General features: G+C 58.7%; 23 protein-coding genes. 12 read left to right on the forward strand and 11 right to left on the reverse strand.

Annotated elements, in window-relative coordinates; translation table 11 throughout:
• Window positions 1–2 precede the first annotated feature (2 nt).
• The 4 genes from coxB (at window position 3) to ACN1C3_RS02315 (ending at window position 4,310) form a co-directional block, all read left to right on the forward strand.
• Window positions 3–1,130: a cytochrome c oxidase subunit II gene (gene coxB / locus ACN1C3_RS02300; RefSeq protein WP_419114156.1), complete on the forward strand. Its 1,128-nt coding sequence runs from the start codon at window positions 3–5 to the stop codon at window positions 1,128–1,130.
• Between the two features lie 81 nt (window positions 1,131–1,211).
• Window positions 1,212–2,804 (forward strand): cytochrome c oxidase subunit I, encoded by a 1,593-nt coding sequence (gene ctaD / locus ACN1C3_RS02305; protein WP_419114157.1) that lies wholly within the window; start codon window positions 1,212–1,214, stop codon window positions 2,802–2,804.
• Window positions 2,805–2,831: 27 nt separating this feature from the next.
• Window positions 2,832–3,389: a cytochrome c oxidase assembly protein gene (locus ACN1C3_RS02310; RefSeq protein WP_419114158.1), complete on the forward strand. Its 558-nt coding sequence runs from the start codon at window positions 2,832–2,834 to the stop codon at window positions 3,387–3,389.
• 33 nt (window positions 3,390–3,422) lie between these two features.
• The gene (locus ACN1C3_RS02315; RefSeq protein WP_419114159.1) at window positions 3,423–4,310 is read left to right on the forward strand and encodes a cytochrome c oxidase subunit 3; all 888 of its coding nucleotides are present in this window, start codon (window positions 3,423–3,425) and stop codon (window positions 4,308–4,310) included.
• 17 nt (window positions 4,311–4,327) lie between these two features.
• On the opposite strand, the gene ACN1C3_RS02320 is transcribed toward ACN1C3_RS02315, so the two are convergent.
• Complete coding sequence (locus ACN1C3_RS02320; RefSeq protein ID WP_419114160.1) at window positions 4,328–4,531, reverse strand: twin transmembrane helix small protein; 204 nt, start codon at window positions 4,529–4,531, stop codon at window positions 4,328–4,330.
• A gap of 69 nt (window positions 4,532–4,600) precedes the next feature.
• On the opposite strand from ACN1C3_RS02320, the gene ACN1C3_RS02325 reads away from it, so the two are divergent.
• From ACN1C3_RS02325 to ACN1C3_RS02345, 5 genes are read left to right on the forward strand one after another with little or no spacing between them, the layout of a single operon-like run.
• Window positions 4,601–5,341: an SURF1 family protein gene (locus tag ACN1C3_RS02325; RefSeq protein ID WP_419114161.1), complete on the forward strand. Its 741-nt coding sequence runs from the start codon at window positions 4,601–4,603 to the stop codon at window positions 5,339–5,341.
• Entirely contained in the window at window positions 5,307–5,915 is a 609-nt protein-coding gene (locus ACN1C3_RS02330; protein WP_419114162.1) for a hypothetical protein, read from the forward strand. The genes ACN1C3_RS02325 and ACN1C3_RS02330 overlap by 35 nt, the downstream gene beginning before the upstream one ends.
• Window positions 5,916–5,925: 10 nt before the next feature.
• Complete coding sequence (locus ACN1C3_RS02335; RefSeq protein WP_419114163.1) at window positions 5,926–7,005, forward strand: COX15/CtaA family protein; 1,080 nt, start codon at window positions 5,926–5,928, stop codon at window positions 7,003–7,005.
• Window positions 6,993–7,892 carry a heme o synthase gene (gene cyoE, locus ACN1C3_RS02340; RefSeq protein ID WP_419114164.1) on the forward strand — a complete coding sequence of 300 codons (900 nt, stop codon included), beginning with the start codon at window positions 6,993–6,995 and terminating at the stop codon, window positions 7,890–7,892. The genes ACN1C3_RS02335 and cyoE overlap by 13 nt, the downstream gene beginning before the upstream one ends.
• Window positions 7,889–8,524, forward strand: a complete 636-nt coding sequence (locus tag ACN1C3_RS02345; protein ID WP_419114165.1) for an SCO family protein — start codon at window positions 7,889–7,891, stop codon at window positions 8,522–8,524. The genes cyoE and ACN1C3_RS02345 overlap by 4 nt, the downstream gene beginning before the upstream one ends.
• A 173-nt stretch (window positions 8,525–8,697) precedes the next feature.
• Here ACN1C3_RS02345 and ACN1C3_RS02350 read toward each other — a convergent pair whose 3' ends face one another.
• The 7 genes from ACN1C3_RS02350 to zur form a co-directional block, all read right to left on the reverse strand.
• Entirely contained in the window at window positions 8,698–9,471 is a 774-nt protein-coding gene (locus tag ACN1C3_RS02350) for a MetQ/NlpA family ABC transporter substrate-binding protein (RefSeq protein ID WP_419114166.1), read from the reverse strand.
• Window positions 9,472–9,533: 62 nt separating this feature from the next.
• A complete protein-coding gene (locus tag ACN1C3_RS02355) occupies window positions 9,534–10,208 on the reverse strand; it encodes a methionine ABC transporter permease (protein ID WP_419114167.1) in 675 nt (224 codons plus the stop codon).
• Entirely contained in the window at window positions 10,208–11,215 is a 1,008-nt protein-coding gene (locus ACN1C3_RS02360) for a methionine ABC transporter ATP-binding protein (RefSeq protein WP_419114168.1), read from the reverse strand. Before ACN1C3_RS02360 ends, ACN1C3_RS02355 begins: the two co-directional genes overlap by 1 nt.
• 196 nt (window positions 11,216–11,411) lie before the next feature.
• Window positions 11,412–12,128 (reverse strand): PA5502 family lipoprotein, encoded by a 717-nt coding sequence (locus tag ACN1C3_RS02365; protein WP_419114169.1) that lies wholly within the window; start codon window positions 12,126–12,128, stop codon window positions 11,412–11,414.
• Between the two features lie 37 nt (window positions 12,129–12,165).
• A complete protein-coding gene (gene znuB, locus ACN1C3_RS02370) occupies window positions 12,166–12,954 on the reverse strand; it encodes a zinc ABC transporter permease subunit ZnuB (RefSeq protein WP_419114170.1) in 789 nt (262 codons plus the stop codon).
• Window positions 12,947–13,732, reverse strand: a complete 786-nt coding sequence (znuC, locus tag ACN1C3_RS02375) for a zinc ABC transporter ATP-binding protein ZnuC (protein ID WP_419114171.1) — start codon at window positions 13,730–13,732, stop codon at window positions 12,947–12,949. The genes znuB and znuC overlap by 8 nt, the downstream gene beginning before the upstream one ends.
• Window positions 13,732–14,214 carry a zinc uptake transcriptional repressor Zur gene (zur, locus tag ACN1C3_RS02380; RefSeq protein ID WP_419114226.1) on the reverse strand — a complete coding sequence of 161 codons (483 nt, stop codon included), beginning with the start codon at window positions 14,212–14,214 and terminating at the stop codon, window positions 13,732–13,734. The genes znuC and zur overlap by 1 nt, the downstream gene beginning before the upstream one ends.
• A 57-nt stretch (window positions 14,215–14,271) precedes the next feature.
• Between zur and ACN1C3_RS02385 the strand changes: the two genes are divergently transcribed.
• Complete coding sequence (locus tag ACN1C3_RS02385; protein ID WP_419114172.1) at window positions 14,272–15,201, forward strand: zinc ABC transporter substrate-binding protein; 930 nt, start codon at window positions 14,272–14,274, stop codon at window positions 15,199–15,201.
• Between the two features lie 109 nt (window positions 15,202–15,310).
• Here the strand turns inward: ACN1C3_RS02385 and ACN1C3_RS02390 are convergent, their stop codons facing one another.
• Together ACN1C3_RS02390 and ACN1C3_RS02395 are read right to left on the reverse strand one after the other, a co-directional pair.
• Window positions 15,311–16,261 (reverse strand): homoserine kinase, encoded by a 951-nt coding sequence (locus ACN1C3_RS02390; RefSeq protein ID WP_419114173.1) that lies wholly within the window; start codon window positions 16,259–16,261, stop codon window positions 15,311–15,313.
• A gap of 58 nt (window positions 16,262–16,319) precedes the next feature.
• On the reverse strand, window positions 16,320–16,610 hold the full coding sequence (locus ACN1C3_RS02395) for a DUF2782 domain-containing protein (RefSeq protein ID WP_419114174.1): 291 nt from the start codon (window positions 16,608–16,610) through the stop codon (window positions 16,320–16,322).
• A 74-nt stretch (window positions 16,611–16,684) separates the two neighbouring features.
• On the opposite strand from ACN1C3_RS02395, the gene polA reads away from it, so the two are divergent.
• Window positions 16,685–19,456 (forward strand): DNA polymerase I, encoded by a 2,772-nt coding sequence (gene polA, locus ACN1C3_RS02400; RefSeq protein ID WP_419114175.1) that lies wholly within the window; start codon window positions 16,685–16,687, stop codon window positions 19,454–19,456.
• 287 nt (window positions 19,457–19,743) lie between these two features.
• Here polA and yihA read toward each other — a convergent pair whose 3' ends face one another.
• Window positions 19,744–20,385 carry a ribosome biogenesis GTP-binding protein YihA/YsxC gene (gene yihA, locus ACN1C3_RS02405; protein ID WP_419114176.1) on the reverse strand — a complete coding sequence of 214 codons (642 nt, stop codon included), beginning with the start codon at window positions 20,383–20,385 and terminating at the stop codon, window positions 19,744–19,746.
• Between the two features lie 191 nt (window positions 20,386–20,576).
• Here yihA and ACN1C3_RS02410 point away from each other — a divergent pair, with 191 nt between their 5' ends.
• Entirely contained in the window at window positions 20,577–20,867 is a 291-nt protein-coding gene (locus ACN1C3_RS02410; protein ID WP_419114177.1) for a c-type cytochrome, read from the forward strand.
• The last annotated feature ends 39 nt before the right edge of the window (window positions 20,868–20,906 follow it).

Raw genomic sequence — 20,906 nt, forward strand, 5'->3', positions numbered from 1 at the left:
CAATGATGCGACATCCACAAGTCTGGATGGGCCTAGTGTTGTGGTCGATATTCAGTCAGGCGCAAGCCGCCTGGACCGTGAATATGGCACCAGGGGTCACTGAGGTGAGTCACGCGGTATTCGATCTGCACATGACCATTTTCTGGATCTGCGTGGTGATTGGCATCATTGTCTTCGGTGCCATGTTCTGGTCGATGATCGTCCACCGCCGTTCCACCGGCCAGGTAGCTGCCAAGTTTCATGAAAGTACGACGGTCGAATTTATGTGGACTGTGGTTCCGTTCGCGATTCTGGTGGCGATGGCCGTTCCCGCGACAATAACCATGATCAAAATGTACGACACCAGTGAGTCGGATGTGGACATCCAGATCACCGGCTATCAGTGGAAATGGCATTACAAATACCTCGGGCAGGACGTTGAGTTCTTCAGCAACCTGGCCACCCCCGCCGAACAGATTCATAACCAGGCCACCAAAGGCGAACACTATCTGCTGGAAGTCGATCAGCCGCTGGTACTGCCGGTTGGCGTCAAGGTGCGCTTTCTGGTGACCGCTGCCGACGTCATTCACTCTTGGTGGGTGCCGGCGTTCGCGGTGAAGCGTGACGCGATTCCGGGGTTCGTCAACGAAGCCTGGACCCGGGTCGACAAGCCCGGTATCTACCGTGGCCAGTGTTCGGAGTTGTGCGGCAAGGATCACGGCTTCATGCCGATTGTGGTCGAGGTCAAGAGCAAGGCTGATTACGACACTTGGCTGGCCGACCGCAAGGCCGAGAGCTCCAAGCTTAAAGAGCTGACCAGCAAAGAGTGGACGCTCGACGAACTGGTGGCTCGCGGCGACAAGGTCTATCACACCACCTGCGTCGCCTGTCACCAGGCTGAAGGCCAGGGCCTGCCGCCAATGTTCCCGGCGCTCAAGGGCTCGCCAATTGCCACCGGACCCAAAGAAGATCACCTGCACCGCGTCTACTTTGGCAAGCCCGGTACCGCCATGGCGGCGTTTGGTAAACAGCTTTCTGAAGTCGATATCGCCGCTGTTGTGACCTACGAGCGCAATGCCTGGGGCAACAAGAAAGGCGACATGGTCACGCCTAAGGATGTTCTGGCTCTTAAACAGGCGCAAAGCCAATGACCTGGTCTATTGCGTGTTCCAGAACCGCTCGGGGCTTGTTGCCCCGGATCGCCCAGTCCATTCGTTTGCAGGAGACAGGACATGAATGTTGTGACCGATGATCACGCTCATGCAGGCGTTGACCTCGCCCACGGCCCTGCCAAGGGTTTGATGCGCTGGGTGCTGACCACCAACCATAAAGACATCGGAACCCTGTACCTGTGGTTCAGTTTTTCCATGTTCTTGCTTGGCGGCTCGTTCGCCATGGTGATCCGCGCCGAGTTGTTCCAGCCGGGGCTGCAAATCGTCGAACCGGAGTTCTTCAACCAGATGACCACCATGCACGGTCTGGTCATGGTCTTCGGTGCGGTGATGCCAGCGTTCGTCGGCCTCGCCAACTGGATGATCCCGTTGATGATCGGCGCACCGGACATGGCCCTGCCTCGGATGAACAACTTCAGCTTCTGGCTGTTGCCAGCGGCGTTCATCCTGTTGGTGTCGACCCTGTTCACACCCGGCGGCGGACCGAACTTCGGCTGGACTTTCTACGCGCCGTTGTCGACCACCTACGCGCCGGAAAGCGTGACCTTTTTCATCTTCGCCATTCACCTGATGGGCATCAGCTCAATCATGGGCGCGATCAACGTGATCGCCACCATCCTCAACCTGCGTGCTCCGGGCATGACGTTGATGAAAATGCCGCTGTTCGTCTGGACCTGGCTGATTACTGCGTTCCTGTTGATCGCGGTGATGCCGGTGCTGGCCGGTTGCGTGACCATGATGCTGATGGACATCCACTTTGGCACCAGCTTCTTCAGTGCCGCCGGTGGTGGTGATCCGGTGTTGTTCCAGCACGTATTCTGGTTCTTCGGCCACCCTGAGGTGTACATCATGATCCTGCCGGCATTCGGTGCCGTCAGCTCGATCATCCCGACCTTCTCGCGCAAGCCGCTGTTTGGCTACACCTCGATGGTCTACGCGACGGCGAGTATTGCCTTCCTGTCGTTCATTGTCTGGGCGCACCACATGTTCGTAGTGGGCATTCCGTTGGTGGGCGAGCTGTTCTTCATGTATGCCACGCTGCTGATCGCGGTGCCGACCGGGGTCAAGGTGTTCAACTGGGTCACCACCATGTGGCGGGGCTCGTTGACCTTCGAGACACCGATGCTGTTTGCCGTGGCGTTCGTGATTCTGTTTTCCATTGGTGGTTTCTCAGGGCTGATGCTGGCCATTGCACCGGCGGACTTCCAGTACCAGGACACCTACTTCGTGGTCGCGCACTTCCACTACGTATTGGTGCCCGGTGCGATCTTCGGGATCTTCGCTTCCGCGTACTATTGGATGCCGAAATGGACCGGTCACATGTACGACGAAACCTTGGGCAAGCTGCATTTCTGGCTGTCGTTCATCGGCATGAACATGGCTTTCTTCCCAATGCACTTCGTGGGGCTTGCGGGGATGCCGCGGCGGGTTCCGGATTACAACCTGCAATTCGCCGACTTCAACATGGTGTCCTCGATCGGGGCTTTTACCTTCGGTGCGACGCAGATCTTCTTCCTGTTCATCGTGATCAAGACCATTCGCGGCGGTCCACCCGCTCCGGCCAAGCCTTGGGACGGCGCGCAAGGTCTGGAGTGGAGCATCCCGTCGCCGGCGCCGTATCACACCTTCACCACACCGCCGGAAGTGAAATGAACGTTCCAGCCTGCGAGGTTCGCGCCCATGGCTGACTCAATCTCCCTGAAAAAGCTGGTGACGCGGCTGTTGTTGGTGGTGGTGGCGATGTTTGTCTTCGGGTTTGCCCTGGTGCCGATCTACGACGTGATGTGCAAGGCGTTCGGCATCAACGGCAAAACCGCCGGGCAATACGAAGGTGAGCAGGTGGTCGACACCTCGCGGCAGATCCGCGTGCAGTTTCTGTCGACCAACGCGGTAGACATGGTCTGGGGCTTCTATCCCAAGGCCGATGAAATGATGATCAATCCAGGGGCGGTAAACGAAATGCTGTTTGTCGCCTATAACCCGACCGACCACCCTATGAGTGCCCAGGCGATTCCGAGTATTTCTCCAGGCGATGTGGCGGTGTACTTCCACAAGACCGAATGCTTCTGCTTTACCCAGCAAGTGCTGCAGCCCGGTCAACGGATCGAGATGCCGGTACGTTTCATCGTTGACCGTGACATGCCCAAGGATGTGAAGCACCTGACGCTGGCTTACACGCTGTTCGATATCACCGCGCGTCATCCACCGGTCGCTGTGAGCACAAACACCGGCGGATAAACGTTCAAGCGTGCCCGATAAGGAGAACAATAAATGGCGACTCATGAGCATTACTACGTTCCCGCCCAGAGCAAATGGCCGATCATTGCCACGTTTGGCATGTTGATCACCGTGTTTGGTCTGGGCACCTGGTTCAACGATCTCAAGGCTGCCAGACCGGAATCCCATGGCCCGCTGATCTTCTTCGTTGGCGGTTTGCTGTTGGCCTACATGCTGTTTGGCTGGTTCGGCACGGTGATCAAGGAAAGTCGCGCCGGGCTGTACAGCCCGCAGATGGATCGCTCGTTTCGCTGGGGCATGAGCTGGTTCATCTTTTCCGAGGTGATGTTCTTCATCGCCTTCTTCGGCGCTCTTTTTTACGTGCGTAACTTGTCCGGTCCATGGCTGGGTGGTGAGGGCAGTAAAGGCGTGGCGCACATGCTGTGGCCGAACTTCCAGTTTACCTGGCCTTTGCTGCATACCCCTGATCCGAAACTCTTCCCGCCACCCAAAGAGATCATCAGTCCCTGGGGCTTACCGCTGCTCAACACCGTCTTGTTGGTCAGCTCCAGCGTTACCGTGACCATCGCCCACCATGCTTTGAAGAAAGGCCATCGCGGCGCCCTGAAAATCTGGCTGGCGGTGACCGTGCTGCTGGGCTGTGGGTTCCTCAGTTTTCAAGCCAAGGAGTACATCCACGCCTATCACGAGCTGGGGCTGACGCTGGGATCGGGTGTCTACGGCGCGACCTTCTTCATGCTCACCGGTTTCCACGGTGCTCACGTGACCATCGGCACCATTATCTTGTTTGTGATGCTGATGCGGGTCATGCGTGGGCATTTCAGTGCCGAGCATCAGTTCGGCTTCGAAGCGGCCAGTTGGTATTGGCACTTCGTCGATGTGGTGTGGATCGGCTTGTTTGTCTTCGTTTACATACTCTGAGGGCTGCTACGCAAACGCTACCAGGGAGCGCTGGAGACTAATTGGCCGCTGAAGAAACCCCAGGCAATCAAGCCGACGGTGATGGCGGCCAGGCTGACACGAACTGTCAGGGCAATGACCAGGCGGTTGGAACTGCTTTCGTCCTTGACCAAAAAAAACAGGCCGCTGAACAGGCTGATGACCGTGGCTATCAGCATCAGGACGATTGCTGCTTTAAGCATGGTGATACTCCGGGGGAACGCGATGCGAGTCAGTATAGCTAGTCGAATTCCTACTTCTGCGGCGATGCCATGAAGTACTTTCGCCCGGGCGTTGCACCGACTCTTGTGGTCCTTGTGTTGCTGCCGCTGCTGGTTTTTCTCGGTTTCTGGCAACTGGGCCGGGGCGAACAGAAACGCCTGCTGCTCGAGAGTTACGCCGAGCGCCGGGCGGCAGAACCTGTTCCCCTCGCACAACTGCTGAATGCGCAAGACCCTGCGTTTCGGCGAGTGCGTCTGCACGGGCAGTTCGATGCCGAGCACAGTTTCCTGCTGGATAACCGCACCCGCGATGGCAAGGTTGGTGTCGAGCTGCTGCAACCCTTTTTCGACCAGACCAGCGGCCTTTGGTTGTTGCTCAATCGCGGCTGGCTGCCGTGGCCGGATCGGCGTACGCCACCGGTGTTCACTACCCCCGCACAAGCGCTGAACCTCGATGCTTGGGTCTATGCTGCCCCAGGTGCCACCTTCCAGTTGCATGCGGACCGAACGGGCGTGAACTGGCCACGGCTGGTGACGGCAGTGGACCCGGCCAGTCTCTGGACAGAGCTGGGGCGTAGCGGTTTTGCCTACGAATTACGCGAAGAAAGCGGTCCGGCTTCCTACCTGGCCGATTGGCCAGTGGTCGCCATGGGGCCGGAAAAACACCTCGGTTATGCCGTGCAGTGGTTCGCCATGGCGGTGGCACTGTTCGGCCTTTATCTCTATCTCGGTTGGTACAACGCAAGGGAGAAACACCATGGGAGCGGCCATGAATCCACCCAACATGTCTGAGGTGCAGGCGCCAAAGAGCCGCCGACGCGGACGTTTGCAGCTGATCCTTATTCTTCTCGGGGTGATCGGTCCAATGATCCTCGCCACCGGCATGTACAAGTTGCAGTTCTGGGTGCCGGAAAGTCGCAGTTATCACGGCGAATTGATCGGTAACGGGCAGAGCCGCGCCGATCTTGGCGTGGTGGCCGAAGAAGACCGCTGGCAGTTGCTGGTCAGCACACCGCAGGAGTGCTCGGTGGACTGTCAGCAACTGGTGTATTTAGCCCGGCAAATCCAGATCGGCCTGGGCCGCGACGCTTCCCGCGCCAGCCACGCGCTGGCCACTGCCCAGCCGCTGAACGCCGACTATGACGCCATGCTGCAACGCGAGTATCCGCAACTGCAGCGCTATTCCCTGGACTTGTCTACCTTTAATAAAGGCCCAGGAGGCAAAGCGGCACAAGGCGATGGCGCGGCCCAGCTGTGGATCATCGATCCTCACGGCAATCTGGTGCTGCGCTATGACGCCCGGGTCAAAGGAAAAGATCTGCTCAACGACCTGCGCCAACTGCTGAAACTGTCGAACATCGGATAAGGGCATCGTCATGGCCAAACCTGGATTTCGCCTCGCGCTGTTTGCCACCTTGCTGGCACTGATTGTGGTGTTGCTCGGCGCCTATACCCGGCTGACCCATGCCGGGCTTGGCTGCCCAGACTGGCCAGGCTGCTACGGCTTTATCAGTGTGCCGAAAAGCGAAGCCCAGCTGGCCCATGCCGAACTGCATTTTCCCGATGCGCCGGTTGTAGCCCATAAGGGCTGGAACGAGATGGTTCATCGTTATTCCGCCGGGACTCTGGGAGTGTTGATTGTGTTGCTGGCCGCCCGTGCCTGGACCCATCGTCATCATCCTGGGCATCCGCTGAAGTTGCCGTTGTTTTTACTGGCGGTGGTGTTCGCTCAAGCGGCGTTCGGCATGTGGACGGTCACCCTCAAGCTCTGGCCGCAGGTGGTCACGGCACATTTGCTCGGTGGCTTTGCGACCTTGAGCCTGTTGTTTCTGCTGACGCTGCGCTTGTCTGGCGTGTTGCCGGCGCTGACGGTGCCGCGACGTTTGCAGTACTGGGCGACTGCCGGGTTATTACTGGTGATCGGGCAAATCGCTCTCGGCGGCTGGGTCAGCTCCAATTATGCAGCAGTGGCCTGTATCGACTTTCCTACCTGTCATGGGCAGTGGTTGCCGGCCGCCGACTTTGCCAATGGCTTTCATCTGACCCAGCACATCGGCCCGAATTATCTCGGAGGCCAACTGGACAGTGATGCCCGCACCGCGATTCATCTGACTCATCGCATCGGCGCGCTATTGGTGACGCTGGTGCTGCTAGGGCTGGCCTGGCAACTGCGGGCGGTCGGCATGACCCGGCTGGCGGGGCTGGTGCTGGTGGCGTTGGCCGCGCAGATCAGTCTGGGTGTGAGCAATGTGCTGTTTCATCTGCCGCTGCCGGTTGCTGTCGCCCACAACGCGGGCGGAGCGGTACTGTTGCTGACGATGGTACTGGTCAATTACCACGCGCGAACCAGCCTGGTTCGGGTCAAGCATCATGTCCCTGTGCGTTGGCGGTTTAGCCCGCGTAAACACTCAGCCGGACCCATAACAATAAAGGGAGAGATGCCATGGCGACTTTGATCGGCGAACGTCACAGTCAGGCGATCTGGCGTGACTATCTGGAGCTGACCAAACCCAAGGTGGTGGTGTTGATGCTCATCACCTCACTGGTCGGGATGTTCCTCGCCACCCGCGCCGGGGTGCCGTGGACGGTGCTGGTGTTCGGCAATCTGGGGATCGCGATGTGCGCAGGGGGCGCGGCGGCGGTCAATCATGTGGTGGACCGGCGGATCGATGCCGTCATGGCCCGGACCCATAAAAGGCCACTGGCCGAAGGGCGGGTTTCACCGACTGCGGCGCTGACCTTCGCTTTTGCGTTGGCGCTGGCCGGCCAGGCGTTGCTGCTGACCTTCACCAATCCGCTGACCGCCTGGCTGACCCTGGCCTCGCTGCTGGGCTACGCGGTGATCTACACCGGTTTTCTCAAGCGCGCGACGCCGCAAAATATCGTTATCGGCGGGCTGGCCGGTGCGGCTCCACCGTTGCTCGGCTGGGTCGCCGCCACCGGGCATGTGAGCGCTGAACCGCTGCTGCTGGTGCTGATCATCTTCGCCTGGACGCCGCCACATTTCTGGGCGCTGGCGATTCACCGCAAAGAGGAATACGCCAAAGCCGATATCCCGATGCTGCCGGTGACCCATGGCGAGCACTACACCAAAATCCACATCGTGCTCTACACCTTCGTCCTGCTCGCGGTCAGCTTGCTACCGTTTGTGATCCACATGAGCGGCATGCTCTACCTGATTTGTGCCCTGGGCCTTGGCGCGAGGTTTCTGCAATGGGCCTTCGTGCTGTACCGTGGCACTCGGCCGCACGCGGCGATCAACACCTTCAAGTACTCTATTTACTACTTGTTCCTGCTGTTTATCGCGCTGCTCGTAGACCACTACTTATTGTTGAACCTATGACTCGAACTCAGAAAACCGTCTTTATTCTCGTTGCCTTGGTCGCATTGGTCTTGGGACTTACCATCAACAAGGTACTGACCAGCAAGGGTCAGGGTGATCCGACTGCGTTGATTGATGCGGGGATCATCCTGTTGCCGCAAAGTCGTAATCTTCCAAATGTGAAGATGATCGACCAGGACGGCCAGCCAGTGACGGTCAACGAGCTGAAAGACAAATGGAGCCTGCTGTTCTTCGGTTACACCTTTTGCCCGGACATCTGCCCGACCACCCTCGCCCAACTGCGGCAGATCAAGAGCGAGTTGCCCAAGGATGTGGTTGGCAAACTGCAGATCATTCTGGTCAGCGTCGACCCGGCCCGGGATAACCCCAAACAGCTCAAGCAGTACCTGGGCTACTTCGACCCGGACTTCAAAGGCCTGACCGGCGCCTCGGTAGAGGACGTGCAGAAACTCGCCAATGCCGTGAGCATTCCGTTCATCCCGGCTGATACCAGCAAACCCAACTACACCGTCGACCACAGCGGCAACCTGGCCGTGATTGGCCCGGACGGCACCCAGCGCGGCTTCATTCGCGCACCGCTGAACAACCAGAAACTGGTGGTTCAGTTGCCGGTGATGCTCAAGCGTCAATAACACTGCAAATCCTAATGTGGGAGCGAGCCTGCTCGCGATAGCGGGCTGACATTCAAGATCGATGTTGGCAGTGATGGCCCCATCGCGAGCAGGCTCGCTCCCACATGGGCAGTGTTCCAGGCATAAAAAATGGGGCGCAATCAATGCGCCCCGTTTTGTTTTGCCTCAGGAAATCAAAACGCTGGCAGTACCGCGCCTTTGTATTTTTCCAGAATGAATTGCTTCACTTCCGGGCTGTGCAAGGCGGCAACCAGTTTCTTCATGGCGTCAGAGTCTTTGTCGTCCGGGCGGGCAACCAGGATGTTCACGTAAGGCGAGTCTTTGCCTTCGATGACCAGCGCGTCCTTGGAAGGATCGAGCTTGGCTTCCAGCGCGTAGTTGGTGTTGATCAGCGCCAGATCGACCTGCGTCAGCACCCGCGGGATGGTGGCGGCTTCCAGTTCACGGAATTTCAGGTCTTTGGCGTTCTCGGTGATGTCTTTGACCGTCGAGAGGATGTTGTTCGAGTCCTTCAATTTGATCAGCCCGGCTTTTTCCAGCAGCAGCAAGGCGCGGCCGCCGTTGGTGGCGTCGTTCGGGATCACCACGTTGGCACCGCCGGGCAGTTCTGCGAGGGTTTTGTACTTGCTGGAGTAGGCGCCCAATGGCTCCAGGTGCACGCCGGCAACGCTGATCAGGTTAGTGCCCTTGGCCTTGTTGAACTCATCCAGGTACGGCTGGTGCTGGAAGAAGTTGGCGTCCAGACGCTTCTCGGCGACCTGGACGTTCGGCTGAATGTAGTCGGTGAAGACTTTGACCTTGAGGTCGACGCCTTCTTTGGCCAGCGCAGGTTTAACGAATTCGAGAATTTCCGCATGCGGAACCGGGGTAGCGGCCACGGTCAGGGTTTCTGCTGCCTGAGCGGAAAACGCTGCAACGGCAGCAAAAGCGACGAGTAGTTTTTTCATTCAGCAAACTCCTTGTTAGGCGCCTGTTTCAGGCGCCAGCCAGCCGTGGCCGGCGGTTACATTTATTTTCGAGAAAAGTGCACCACCAGCTTATCGCCGACGGTTTGCAGAACTTGTACCAGCACCAACAGCAAAACGACCGTGACTACCATGACGTCGGTCTGGAAGCGTTGGTAGCCGAAACGGATAGCCAAATCACCCAGACCGCCCGCGCCGACCACACCGGCCATCGCGGTGTAGGACACCAGTGTGATTGCCGTCACCGTGATCGCAGCGAAAATGCCAGGCCGCGCTTCTGGTAGCAGGGCATTGGTGATGATCTGCCGCGTGGTGGCGCCCATGGCCTGGGTCGCTTCGATAATGCCGCGATCCACTTCACGCAGCGCGGTTTCCACCAATCGCGCGAAGAATGGCGTCGCACCCACCACCAAGGGCGGAATCGCACCGGCCACACCCAGCGAGGTGCCGGTGATCAGTACGGTGAAGGGAATCATCACGATCAACAGGATGATGAATGGCAACGATCGCAGGATGTTCACCACCAGCGAGAGCAGTGCGTAGAGGCTTTTCTGCTCGAGCAACTGACGTGGGCTGCACAGGAACAGCAGCACACCCAGCGGCAGGCCGAGTAATACGGTGAACAGCAACGAACCTCCGAGCATCAGCAGGGTATCGCCGGTGGCCAGCCAGATTTCGAACCAGTCGATATTGGCGAAGAAAACGGTCAGGGCTTCCATTAGCGCAGCACCTCCATGTGGACGTCTGCCGCGGTGAAGTGGGCGAAAGCCGCCTCCATATCGCCGCCGGTGACGGCCAGGGTCAGCTGCCCGTAAGGGATGTCTTTGATGCGGTCGATACGACCGGCGAGGATGCTGTAGTCCACACCCGTTTCGCGGGCGACGGTGCCCAGCAATGGTGCGTAAGTCGCTTCACCCTGGAAGGTCAGACGCACGATGCGGCCAGGCACGTGGGCGAAGTCGTCGCGTTGTTCGCTTTCATCGATCTGCTCGTCTTCCTGGACGAAGCGTTTAGTGGTCGGGTGCTTGGGATGCAGGAACACCTCAGCCACCGAACCTTGCTCGACGATCACGCCAGCGTCCATCACCGCGACCTGATCACAGACCCGACGGATCACGTCCATCTCATGGGTGATCAGCACGATGGTCAGGTTCAGTTCACGATTGATCTCAGCCAGCAATTGCAGGACCGACGCTGTGGTTTGCGGGTCGAGGGCGCTGGTGGCTTCGTCGCAGAGCAGGATTTTCGGCTTGGTTGCCAGAGCGCGGGCGATGCCGACACGCTGCTTTTGACCGCCGGACAGCTGTGCCGGGTACTTTTTGGCGTGATCGGCCAGACCAACCCGTGCCAACAGTTGCGCCACACGCAGGTCGATCTCGCTGCGGGACAATTCGCCGGCGAGTGTCAGTGGCAGCGCGACGTTGTCGGCAACGGTCTTGGACGCCAGCAGATTGAAGTGCTGGAAGATCATCCCGACTTGCTGGCGAAAACGCCGCAGGCCGTTGGCGTCGAGTGCGGTGACTTCTTCGTCATCGACGATGATCTTGCCGCCGCTTGGGGCTTCCAGGCGGTTGATCAGACGCAGCAGGGTACTTTTACCCGCGCCAGAATGGCCGATCAGGCCGAATACCTGACCATCCTCGACACGCAGACTGGTCGGATGCAGGGCGGGAATATCCTTGCCGGCGACCCGGTAGGTTTTATGGACGTTTTGAAACTCGATCACGTAGCGAACCTTGTGGGCGCGTTAGAAAGGGTCAGCGGTTAGCCGGGGCGCGCATTTTAGCCTGTCCGTATAGAGGTTCTTAGCATTTATTTCGCATTCAACCAGTCATTTGGAAATAACCGGCTTAGTGGGCAAGCCCCAATGCCGGTCAGTTAACGAAATGAGGTCTCTCTGTAGGAGCAGCCGGTCGACGCTCCTACAGGGGCTTGCGCGGGCTCAACACCATCTGCGCCGGGATGTTGCGAAGGATCTGCCGTTCCAGCTTGAGATCGAACGCCGAATCAAGCTTCTTCACCCGATTGGTCAGCAGCGTGGCCAGCCAAGGATAGTCTTCGGTGCGCGGCGCCTGAATGCTCACATCGCATTGGTAATTCACCACGTCAGTGGCAATCGCATCCAGTTGCTTGCGCAGCTTGGTGATGTCGGTGAGGTTCAAGGCAATGGTGGTGCTTTCGGCGGCAGGGTCGATCACCTTGGCGACGGGTTTGGCTTCGGCGGCTTTCAAGGCTGCTTCGGCTTTATCCAGCTCGGCTTTACGGGCATGGGTGATGGCGCTGTTGACGCCGCCGGTCAGTGCCGGGGCTTTAGGCATCAGCGCACGGGCCCGGCTCAGGGCTGTGGCGGCGGCGTTGACATCACCTTTCTGCAGAACGATCTGGCTGCGTTGCAAATAGGCTTCGGCCAATTGCCGTTGATACTGTTCTAGCGATGGGTCGTTGGGCGACTGGGCCTGCAAGGTGCTCAATTGATCTTCAGCGGTGGCCAGCTCGCTGCTGGCGAGGCTTTGTTCCAGCTGCACGATGGCAGTGGCCCGGGCATCCTGGGCCTCTGTGGCCGCAGGCGACGTGCCTTGGCAGGCGCCCAGCAGGGAAAATGCGACAAGGAGCAGATAACGGGAGGCGAACGACTTCATTCCTGCGACTCTCTATTTGCGCAAAAAACGAGCAAGTCTACACCCCTCTTCGGGGCAGGACAAAACTCAGCAGAAACAGCGCGGCGGCTGTGACCACAATCGATGGGCCGGCCGGGGTGTCCTTGAACCAGGACAGCGCCAGACCGCCACACACCGCGAGCATCCCCAGCAGGCTCGCGCCCAGAGCCATCTGCTCCGGCGATCGAGCGTGACGCTGGGCCGCGGCCGCAGGAATGATCAGCAACGAAGTAATCAGCAATACGCCGACGATCTTCATTGCGACCGCAATCACCACGGCGATCAACAGCATTAAGGTCAGACGCAATGCCGCCACTGGCAAGCCTTCGACCGTGGCCAGTTCTTCGTGCACGGTGATTGCCAGCAGCGGCCGCCACAGCGCCACCAACAACAGCAGCACTGCCGTGCTGCCGCCGAGGATCCAGGCCAGGTCAGTTGGACTGATCGCCAGCAGGTCGCCAAACAGATAGGCCATCAGGTCGATCCGCACTTCATGCATGAAGCTTAGTACCACCAAACCCAGAGACAGGGTGCTTGGTGCGAGAATCCCCAACAGCGTGTCGGAAGCCAGCGGCTGGCGCTGCTGCAAGGTCACCAGTAACACCGCCAACAACAGGCAGCCTACGGTGACCGCAACAGTCGGACTGACATCCAGCAGAAACCCGAGCGCAACGCCGAGCAAGGCCGCATGGGAAAGGGTGTCGCCGAAATAGGCCATGCGCCGCCAGACCACGAACGAGCCCAACGGACCCGCTACCAGTGCCAGTGCCAGGCCTGCCAGCAAAGCGTAAAACAGAAAATCAGCCATGCTTGCAGCTATCTCCGTGAACATGGACATGGGCCGCCGGGGCCTCGCTGACTACGGCGCCATGCAGGTCATGGGCGTGATCGTGATGGTGGTGATAAATTGCCAGGCTTTGCGCATTCTTGCCGAACAGCTCGACGAATGCCGGATCGCCGCTGACCTGCTCAGGATGCCCGGAACAGCAGACATGGCGATTGAGGCAGACCACGTGGTCGGTGGTGCTCATGACCAAATGCAAATCATGGGAAACCATCAGCACGCCACAACCGTGGCGGTCGCGCAGGCGAGTGATCAGGCTGTAGAGCTCGGCCTGGCCAGCAACGTCGACGCCTTGCACCGGCTCATCGAGCACCAGCAGTTCCGGTTCGCGCAACAAGGCGCGGGCCAGCAATACGCGCTGCATTTCGCCGCCGGAGACGCTCTGGACCGGGCTGTCGATCACCTGTTCGGCACCGACTTCCTTGAGCGCGGCCAACGCCCTTGAACGATCAACACCCGGCACCAGACGCAAAAATCGCAGCACGGACAGGGGTAAGGTCGGATCGACGTGCAGCTTCTGTGGCATGTAACCGATCCGCAGTTTCGGCTTGCGCCAGACGCTGCCGCTGTCCGGCTTGAGCAGGCCAAGCACGGCACGCACCAGAGTGGTTTTGCCGGCGCCGTTGGGGCCGATCAGGGTGACGATCTGCCTCGGTTCGACGCTGAGCTGAATATTGTCCAGCACGCTCTGCCCGGCAAAAGTTACCGCTACCTGCTCGAGACGGATCAACGCAGTGCTCATCAAGCCCCCTGGCAACCCGAGCAGAGACCGACGACTTCGACGGTTTGCCCTTCGACGACAAAGCCGACATCGCGAGCGCTTGTGATGATCGCCTCGCTGATGGTTTTTTGCTCAAGCTCGATGGCGGCGTGGCATTCACGGCAGATCAGGAACTGACCCTGGTGGGCGTGTTCCGGGTGATTGCAGCCAACGAACGCGTTGAGGGACGAAATCCGATGCACCAATCCGTTTTCCAGCAGGAAATCCAGCGCGCGGTAAACGGTAGGCGGCGCGGCGCGGCGGCCATCCTGTTCGCTGAGCACCGCGAGGATGTCGTAGGCGCCAAGGGGTTTATGGCTTTGCCAGACCAGTTCCAGCACGCGTCGACGCAGTGCGGTCAGGCGCAAGCCTTGACGGGCACACAGGGCATCGGCTTCCGACAGCGCGCTGTGCACGCAGTGAGAGTGATCGTGGGGGCGACTGGCTAGCGGTGTTTTAGGCATGAGCGGCGACGACATTTGTGAGAGACGTTATTATGTTACCCGTTCTCGCCTCTTCGAGTGGTCATCGTGTCCCGACTTTTTGCCATTTATGTCGCTTTTGCTGCCAGTTTGTTCGTGATCAGCCCTGCTCACGCCGAAGTGAAGATACTGACCAGCATCAAACCCTTACAATTGATCGCCGCAGCGGTACAGGACGGTGTCGGTGTTCCCGAGGTATTGCTGCCGCCGGGTGCGTCCCCGCACAACTATGCCTTGCGACCTTCCGACGTACGGCGGGTGCAGTCGGTTGATTTGCTCTACTGGATTGGCCCGGACATGGAAGGTTTCCTGCCTCGCGTGCTCAAGGGGCGCAGCCTGCCGTCTATCGCGGTTCAGGGCTTGCCAGGGCTGAAACTGCGTCGTTTCGCCGAAGATAGCCACTCCCATGCTGAAGAAGCCGACGAGCATGATCACGATCATCGCCCCGGCAGCCTGGATGCACACCTCTGGCTGTCGCCGGTCAATGCGCGGGTGATTGCGGCGAAGATGGCAGCGGACCTGAGTGCTGCCGACCCAACCAATACGGCTCGCTATCAGAGCAACCTCAAGGCCTTCGATGAGCGCCTCGATGCACTGGACGCACGGCTGAAAGCCCGACTGGCTGGCATTGAAGGCAAGCCTTACTTTGTTTTCCACGAAGCGTTCGATTACTTCGAAGACGCCTACGGTCTCAAGCATGCCGGGGTGTTTAGCGTCGCAGCGGAAGTGCAACCAGGCGCTCAGCATGTGGCCGCGATGCGTAAGCGCTTGCAGGAAGTTGGCAAGACCTGCGTGTTCAGCGAGCCACCGCTGCGCCCACGGCTGGCGGAGACGCTGGTCGCCGGTTTGCCGGTGAAACTGGCGGAGCTGGATGCGTTAGGTGGCTACACACCCGCCACTGCCCAAGGTTATGAGCAGGTGCTGGAAAAGCTGGGGAATGATTTGGCGGGGTGTCTGGAGTCGTTGTAATCCGCTAAAAAATCGCAGCCTACTGCAGCTCCTGGGATTGGCGTACACCCACAATGCTGCGGGTTTATGCGGTCTATGTAGGAGCTGCCGCAGGCTGCGATCTTTTGACCTAAATGGCGAACGGCAGCGGTGTATTAACCTTCTGCCGTTGCATCAGGCGCTGCTGAAACTCCATCGGATCGTGAATCAACACGTCCTGTCCGGCAAACGACTCGGCGGCGATCAGTCGTGACAGCCAGAACCGCACACAGGCCACCCGCAACATCGTCGGCCACAGTTCGGCTTCGGCCGCGGTGAACGACCGCAACGCCGCATAAGCCCCCAGCAAGGCCCGTGCGCGCGGGCCGTCGATCAGCCCGGCATCATCCGAGCACCAATCATTCAAAGCGATTGCCACGTCGTAGAGCATCGGCCCGGAACAGGCGTTGTAGAAGTCGATCAGCCCGGTCAGGTGCGTGCCTTCGAACATCGCGTTATCGCGGAACAGATCGGCGTGGATGTTGGCCCGTGGCAGCGCCAGGATTTTTACCTTCTGTTGAGCGATCTCGTCGAGGGCCCGTTGCAGCAGATCGCTTTGTTCTGCATCCAGGTGAGAAAGCAGCTGCCCGCCCTCTTCCAGCATCCAGTCCAGGCCGCGATCCGTCTTGCGCTTGATCATATTCGCCTGGGTCGCCAGGTGCAGATGGCCCAACAGTTCGCCAACCTGAGCGCAATGCTGCGCATTGGCTTCTTTAATGTGCTTGCCGGCCAGCCGCGGTTGTAGCAGTGCGGGTTTGCCGGCGAGCTCGCGCAAGGCGATGCCGTCTGTCGTGCGCAGGGCGTAAGGTACCGGCAGATTGGCGTCATGCAGCACGTCGAGCAATTCAATGAAGAACGGCATTTCCTGAACCGGACCGCGTTCTACCAGGGTCAGAACAAACTCGCCCTGCTCCAGACTGATAAAGAAGTTGGTGTTTTCGCTACCAGCGGCAATCCCCTGGAAGTCAAGCAGGCGGCCGAGCCCGTAAGGGGCGAGAAAGGTTTCCAGCTCGGGCCGAGCCAGGGGGGTGAACACAGACATGGTTAAAACTGCCAGTACGGGCGCCGCTGTTCAGCCGGCGCCGATTAAAGTTAAGAAACTACTTCCACTCAAAAATCTTCCACGACGGGATCAGCATATCCGGTTGATCCGAGCGGATATAGTTTGCATCGGTCCCATCCGCGCGCACCAGGAAGTACGGTTTACCGCCCTTCGGGGTGATCTTGATGGCATACAGAAAACCGTTTTGCCGGTATTCCTGAATGGTCTTGTCGCCTTCCGTGCGAATGGTGACTTGCGGTTCCGCTGATGGCGCATCATCCGCCGCCATCACAGCCAATGGAGTGATTGCAAACAAGCTGGCCAGCAGCAAGCGATTTAGTGTGCGCATGATAACCTTGTCCCTTTGTCGTCAACGGTCCCGCTATTCTAGCGCCGGACCCGCCGAAAAGGTTGATCCTGCTCATGAGCCAAGCCCCCCTCGTCCTGGTGGACGGTTCTTCTTACCTGTACCGCGCCTTTCATGCACTGCCACCGCTGACTACGTCCAAAGGCCTGCCGACCGGCGCGGTCAAGGGCGTATTGAACATGCTCAAGAGTCTGCGCAAGCAGTACCCGGACAGCCCGTTCGCGGTGGTTTTCGACGCCAAGGGCGGGACATTTCGCGATGACATGTACGCCGAATACAAGGCCAACCGCCCGAGCATGCCCGACGATATGCGGGTGCAGATCGAGCCGTTGCATGCGAGCGTGATCGCGTTGGGCTTTCCTTTGCTGTGCGTAGAAGGTGTAGAGGCCGACGATGTGATCGGCACGCTGGCCCGCAGCAGCGCGGCAGCCGACCGTCCGGTGGTGATCTCCACGGGCGACAAAGATATGGCGCAACTGGTCGACGGGCACATTACCTTGGTCAATACCATGACCGGTAGCGCGCTGGATGTGGCTGGCGTGAAAGAGAAGTTTGGCGTCGCTCCCGAACAGATCATCGATTATCTGGCGCTGATGGGCGACTCTTCCGACAACATTCCGGGCGTTCCGGGCATCGGTCCAAAGACTGCTTCCGGCTTGCTGGTGGGCGTTAATGGCGGTCTGGTCGACTTGTATGCGCAGCTCGACATCGTCCCGACCCTACCGATTCGCGGCGCCAAGACCCTGCCAGCCAAGCTCGAAGAGCATAAGGAGATGGCTTTCCTCTCCTATCAACTGGCAACCATTAAGATCGACGTGCCGCTGGATATTGGGCTCGACGACCTGAAAATGGGTCCGCCGGATCACGACAAGCTCTCCGAACTCTATACCCTGCTGGAGTTCAAGAGCTGGTTCGAGGATAACCAGCGCGATGCCAAACGCACTGGCCAGGAAGTCGCCGCTCCGGTGGCTGAAGAAGCCGCCGCTGATTCCGAGCTCAAGTACACCACGATCCTCACCCAGGCGGATTTCGACCTCTGGCTGAAGAAACTCAACAGCGCCAAGCTGATTGCTTTCGACACCGAAACCACCGGAGTCGACGCGCAGCAAGCGCAACTGGTGGGGTTGTCCTTCGCCGTACAAGCCAACGAAGCAGCCTACATCCCGCTCACTCACTCTTATATGGGCGTACCTGAGCAGCTGGATCGCGATACCGTCCTGCGGGCATTGAAGCCCCTGCTGGAAGACCCGAACAAGCTCAAGGTCGGCCAACACGCCAAGTTCGATATGAACATACTGGCCAACTGCGCCATCGGTGGTGATCAGGCCTGTGGCATTTCGGTACAAGGTATTGCCTTCGACACCATGCTCGAATCCTACGTATTGGATTCGACGGCGACCCGTCACGACATGGACAGCCTGGCGTTCAAGTACCTGAATTACACCACCACCAGTTTCCAGGACATCGCTGGCAAAGGGGCCAAGCAATTGACCTTCGATCAGATATCCCTGGAGCAGGCGGGGCCTTATGCCGCGGAAGACGCGGACGTGACCTTGCGTTTGCATCAAGCCCTGCAGGAAAAGCTCACCGCCATTCCGAGCCTTTGCAAAGTGCTGAGCGAAATCGAGATGCCGCTGGTACCGGTACTGGCGCGGATCGAACGTCAGGGGGCGTTGGTCGACGCTAATCTGCTGGGCATTCAGAGCGTCGAACTGGGCGAAAAACTGGTCGCCCTTGAGCGCGAAGCCTTTGCCATTGCCGGCGAAGAATTCAACTTGGGTTCGCCCAAGCAACTGGGCGTGATTCTGTATGAGAAACTCGGCTTGCCGATTCTCAGCAAAACCGCCAAAGGCCAGGCCTCAACGGCTGAAGCTGTACTGGCAGAACTGGCCGAACAGGACTTTCCGCTGCCAAAGGTGCTGATGCAGTACCGTTCACTGAGCAAGTTGAAAAGCACCTATACCGACCGCTTGCCGGAGCAGATCAACCCGCGCACCGGGCGGATTCATACGTCCTACCATCAAGCCGTGGCGGCGACCGGACGTTTGTCTTCCAGCGATCCGAACTTGCAGAACATTCCGATCCGTACCGCCGAAGGTCGCCGGATTCGTCAGGCGTTTGTCGCGCCCCAAGGTTACAAACTGCTGGCGGCCGACTATTCGCAGATCGAACTGCGGATCATGGCGCACCTGGCCAAGGACGAAGGCTTGTTGCATGCCTTCCGCAACGATCTGGACGTGCACAAAGCAACCGCTGCCGAGGTGTTCGGCGTTGAGCTGGCAGAGGTCACCACTGATCAGCGTCGTAGCGCCAAGGCCATCAACTTCGGCCTGATTTACGGCATGAGCGCGTTTGGTCTGGCCAAGCAAATTGGTGTCGACCGTAAGCAATCACAAGCCTATATCGACCGCTATTTTGCTCGTTACCCAGGCGTGCTGGAGTATATGGAGCGCACCCGCGCCCAAGCTGCGGAGCAAGGTTTCGTCGAAACTATCTTCGGCCGTCGCTTGTACTTGCCCGATATCAACGCAAAAAATCCGGCCTTGCGCAAAGGCGCCGAACGCACTGCGATCAACGCACCGATGCAGGGCACGGCGGCGGACATCATCAAGAAAGCCATGATCACTGTGGATAACTGGCTGACGTCCTCAGGTCTGGACGCCAACGTTATCTTGCAGGTGCACGATGAACTGGTGCTTGAGGTTCGCGAGGACCTGGTGGATCAGGTTCGCAATGAAATTCGCGTCCATATGAGCGGCGCGGCGACGCTCGATGTGCCGCTTTTGGTCGAAGTAGGCGTTGGAAATAACTGGGATGAGGCTCATTAAGCTGTCTTGAAGGTGCATTTTGCTGCGGCATAGTGCCGCGGCCAAAGCTAGCGAAGGGCTATAGTTCAGAAATTTCTGGCAGTTATTACCAATGGTTTTTGAACTTTTCCGGAACTAAATCCGTGAACCACCACTCAGAGTTACTGAATGGGTGGTGAAGCCCTTCGATGCTCCTATGTTGTGTTAAGTGTTGGCAGATATCTGGACCCCGCCCTAGCGGTCCGGAACTTGGACCCCGAACTTCTCCTCCCCATACGAAGTCCGGGGTTTTTTTTGCCTGAAACTCCTTATTCAGCGGCCTCTGCGCCCTTATCAGCCAGTTCCATCCAACCCGCCAATACAGTGTAGGCGTCTTCCAGGCCCAGGCGTTTCGGTGCCGAGAACAGCTGGATGGTGATCGCATCACCCCAACCTTTACGAATGTCCGCCTGCACTTTGAGCAGGGTGTTTTTCGCTGCGCCGTAGGTCAGTTTGTCGGCCTTGGTCAGCAGAATGTGCATCGGCATGCCGCTGGCAACGGCCCAATCAAGCATCAGCAGGTCGAAATCGGTCATTGGATGACGGATGTCCATCATCAAAATCAGGCCTTTCAAACTTTCGCGACCGCCCAGATACGCTTCCAGGTGACGCTGCCAGTGCAGTTTCAACGGGATCGGCACCTTGGCGTAGCCGTAGCCAGGCAGGTCGACCAAACGGCGTTCATCGTCTAGCTTGAAGAAGTTCAGCAGCTGCGTGCGACCCGGAGTCTTCGAGGTTCGGGCCAGGCTGGCGTGAGTCAGGGTGTTCAGGGCGCTGGATTTGCCGGCGTTGGAACGCCCGGCAAAGGCAACTTCAAAGCCTTCGTCGTCGGGACATTGGTCGACTTTGGCCGCGCTGAGCATGAAGGTGGACTGTTGGCACAGGCCGAGAATGGGGTTCTTGAGTTGCATGGGATTTCCGATGTGGGCGGTGCCGAGAATGGACGCGGCGAGCAGTGTCGTTTCCGTTTCAGTAACGCCAGTATATAATGCCGCAGATTTTGTGTGCGCTTTGTCCCAGCGTAGGATGAAGTTCACGAGAGCGATTGATCGAAATTGCGCACTAGAACGCAGCTCGCTCTCAACCCTGAAAAGGTCGCTTTATGACGAAATGGCTGCTAGCTGCCGGTGTCTTGATGCCGCTTTACAGCGCTCAGGCTACACAGGATCCGGAAGCTGTGTACAACCGTGTTTGTGGAGCTTGTCATTCAGGCCAACTGCCAACGGCGCCTGAAAAGGGTGACCGACAAGCCTGGAAGCCAAGATTGGCACAAGGTATGGAGACGCTGGTGCAACACGTGACCCAGGGTTTCAAGGCGATGCCGCCGCGTGGTTTGTGCATGGACTGCAGTGCCGAGGATTACCAGGCAATCATCCAGTGGATGAGCGAGTGATCCCGGTCCATAACTCTTTAACCCTTAGCCGTAGTTGGA

Origin of the sequence: Pseudomonas sp. H11T01 (assembly GCF_048515765.1) — a bacterium.
Lineage (GTDB): Bacteria > Pseudomonadota > Gammaproteobacteria > Pseudomonadales > Pseudomonadaceae > Aquipseudomonas.